A 2,972-nucleotide genomic window follows, 5' to 3' on the forward strand; every position below is an offset into this window, starting at 1 on the left:
CTGCCGCCGGTGGCGATCAGCGAGACGACCGGGAGCCGCCGCTCCCGTGCATGGGTGTACGCGGCCTCCAGCCGGTCGCCCGTACGCTCACCGAGCGATCCGCCCAGAAAGCCGAACTCGAAGGAGATCAGCACCGCTTCGGCGGCGCCGATCCGTCCGGTGCCGCAGACGACGGACTCCTGCTCGCCGGTGCGTTCCTCGGCACGGGCGCGGGCCGCGTCGTACCCTGCCCAGGCGAGTGGTCCGTCCGGCGCGGACACGCCCCGCGGCGCGGGCAGTTCGAGGAACGCGCCCTCGTCGACGACAGCGGCGATCGCCTCGCGCGCGCTCAGCCGCTCAGTCATGGAGCGCCCGCTTTATGATCTTTCCCATGTCGTTGCGAGGCAGGGCGTCCAGATAGCGCACCGTACGCGGTCGCTTGTGCGCGGCGAGCTGCGCCGCCACATGGTCCGCCAACTCCTCGGCGGACGGCGGCGCTTCGGAACGCGCCGGGACGATCCAGGCGACGATCCGCTCGCCGAGGTCCGCGTCGGGCTCGCCGGTCACGGCGGCCTCCCGTACCCCGGGATGCTCCAGCAGGACGTTCTCGATCTCACCCGCGCCGATCTTGTAACCACCGCTCTTGATCAGATCGGTGGCCTTGCGGCCGACGATACGGACATAGCCGTCGGGATCGCGGATCGCCATGTCCCCGGTACGGAACCAGCTGTCGGTGAAGGCGGCCTCGGTCGCGTCGGGCCTGTTCAGATACTCCGTGAACAGATTCGCGCCACGGACCTGGATCTCGCCGACCGTCTCACCGTCGTACGCCTCGATGGTGTCTCCCGACTCGTCGACCAGCCGCAGTCCGACACCGCGCAGCGGTACTCCGACCGTACCGGCGCGCGGCTCGCCGTCCGCGCGCACACTGGTGTTCATCAAGGTCTCCGTCATGCCGTACCGCTCGATGACCCGGCGGCCGGTCGCCGCAGCGATCCGCTGATGGTCGTGGACGGGCAGCGCGGCGGATCCGGACACCAGCAGCCGCGCGCCGGACAGCGCCTTGGCGAGCGCGGGATCGCCGGGCAGCGCCTCGGCGATGCGGTGATACATCGTCGGCACGCCGAACAGCATCGTGGCGCCCGAGGACAGTTCACGGGTGACGCCCTCGGTGTCGAACCTGCCGAGATGGCGCACCGATCCACCGCGCCGCAGCGGACCGAGAATGCCGAGGATCAGCCCGTGCACATGGAAGAGAGGCAGGGCGTGGACGAGGATGTCGTCGGCGGTCCACTGCCAGGCGTCCTCCAGCGCGTCCAGGGTGGCGACGAGCGCGCGGCGCGGCAGGACGGCGCCCTTCGGCGGTCCGGTGGTCCCTGAGGTGTAGACGATCAGCGCGGGCGATTCCGGATCGCGCTCGGGGAACGGCTCGGTCGGCATCCCGGGTGGCGTGCCGCCCGCTTCTACGTCCACCCGGTCGAGCGCGGCGAGGGCCGGCGGAAGGACCACGCCCGGTTCGGCGACGACCAGTTCCGGGGCGCTGTCCGAGACGATATGGGTCAGTTCGCGCTCGCCGCTCCTCGGATTGACCGGTACGACAGGGACTCCGGCCAGCAGCGCCGCCACCACACCGATGGCCGTCCCGAGTGTGGGCGTGGCCCAGACCGCGATCCGTCGCGCACCGGCGATCCGGACGGCCAGGGAGCCCGCCGCGTCGGCCAGTTCGGCATGGGTGAGGGTACGGTCGCCGAACCGCAGGGCGGGCCGCTCCGCGCGCGCGGCGAGGGCCGGGAAGAGAGGGGGCACGCGTCGTTCTCCTTGGTGTCGACAAGTCTGACCGGTCATCCGAAGCCTGGCACCACCAGCACAAGCCAGACGGCGGCGGGTACCACCGCCACCACGATCCCTCCGTACACCATCAACTGCCGGAAGAAACGCTCACTGTCGACATCGTGCGCCGCCCGCCCGCGCCCGGTCCGTCCTCAGTTGAAGGTGTCCGGGTTCGGGCCCGTGCGCAGTCCACGGTCGAGCGTGGCCATCGCGGCCATGTCCCCGGGCGAGAGTTCGAAGTCGAAGACATCGATGTTCTCGCGGATACGCGCGGGCGTGACGGACTTGGGGATCACGATATTCCCGAGCTGGATGTGCCAGCGCAGCACCACCTGCGCGGGCGACTTCTCGTGCCGCCCGGCGATCTCGGTGATCGCCTCCTCCTGGAGCAGCGTGCCCTTCGCCAGCGGGCTCCACGCCTCGGTCGCGATGTCGTGCTGGGCGTGGAAGTCCCGTAGCTCCGCCTGCTGGAGTCCCGGGTGCAGCTCGATCTGGTTCAGGACCGGGACCACCCCGGTCTCGTCCAGCAGCCGCTGGAGATGGGCGGGCTGGAAGTTGGACACACCGATGGCGCGCGCCCGCCCGTCGGCGAGCAGCTTCTCCAGCGCGCGCCAGGTGTCGACATAGCGGTCGCGCGCCGGCGCGGGCCAGTGGATGAGATACAGATCCACCCGGTCCAGACCGAGCTTGGCCAGACTGGTGTCGAACGCGGCAAGGGCCGAGTCGTATCCCTGCCGGTCGTTCCACAGCTTGGTGGTGATGAACAGCTCGTCGCGGGGCACTCCGGACGAGGCGATGGCGCGGCCGACGCCCTTCTCGTTGCCGTACACGGCCGCCGTGTCGATGCTGCGGTAGCCCGCGTCCAGGGCGGCCAGGACGGCATCGGTGGTCTGCGCGTCGTCGACCTGGAAGACACCGAAGCCGAGCTGAGGGATCTTGACGCCGTTGTTGAGGACGACGTCGGGGACGGATGTCACGGAAGTCATTGGTGTTCCTTTTCTTCGCGAGTTCTGTGCTCGCGGGTTCTCCATGAGGGAAGAGACGACCGCTACGAGCGGTGAGGCGGCGCGTGAGCGTGGGACACACCGTTACCAACGTAACGACGTCGTCCCCGCCGCGCTCAGTGGCGGGCGGCGGCGGCCCGGTCGGGCTCCGCGGCGGCT

General features: G+C 70.2%; 3 protein-coding genes. All 3 read right to left on the reverse strand.

Going from position 1 to position 2,972, the window contains the following annotated elements; all coding sequences use genetic code 11:
- The coding region (locus GA0115259_RS36750; RefSeq protein ID WP_345941092.1) for a carboxyl transferase domain-containing protein at window positions 1-344 on the reverse strand (344 nt) is incomplete at its 3' end.
- A complete protein-coding gene (locus GA0115259_RS36755) occupies window positions 337-1,785 on the reverse strand; it encodes an acyl-CoA synthetase (protein WP_093604839.1) in 1,449 nt (482 codons plus the stop codon). The genes GA0115259_RS36755 and GA0115259_RS36750, both read right to left, overlap by 8 nt.
- 176 nt (window positions 1,786-1,961) lie before the next feature.
- Window positions 1,962-2,795: an aldo/keto reductase gene (locus GA0115259_RS36760; protein WP_176732780.1), complete on the reverse strand. Its 834-nt coding sequence runs from the start codon at window positions 2,793-2,795 to the stop codon at window positions 1,962-1,964.
- Window positions 2,796-2,972 lie beyond the last annotated feature (177 nt).

It is taken from the genome of Streptomyces sp. MnatMP-M17 (genome assembly GCF_900091995.1).
Taxonomy (GTDB): Bacteria; Actinomycetota; Actinomycetes; order Streptomycetales; family Streptomycetaceae; genus Streptomyces.

What these genes read in the sequence shown, in the direction of transcription:
- GA0115259_RS36760 (WP_176732780.1), bottom strand. Translation starts at nt 2,795, where the DNA reads ATGACTTCCGTGACATCCGTCCCCGACGTCGTCCTCAACAACGGCGTC.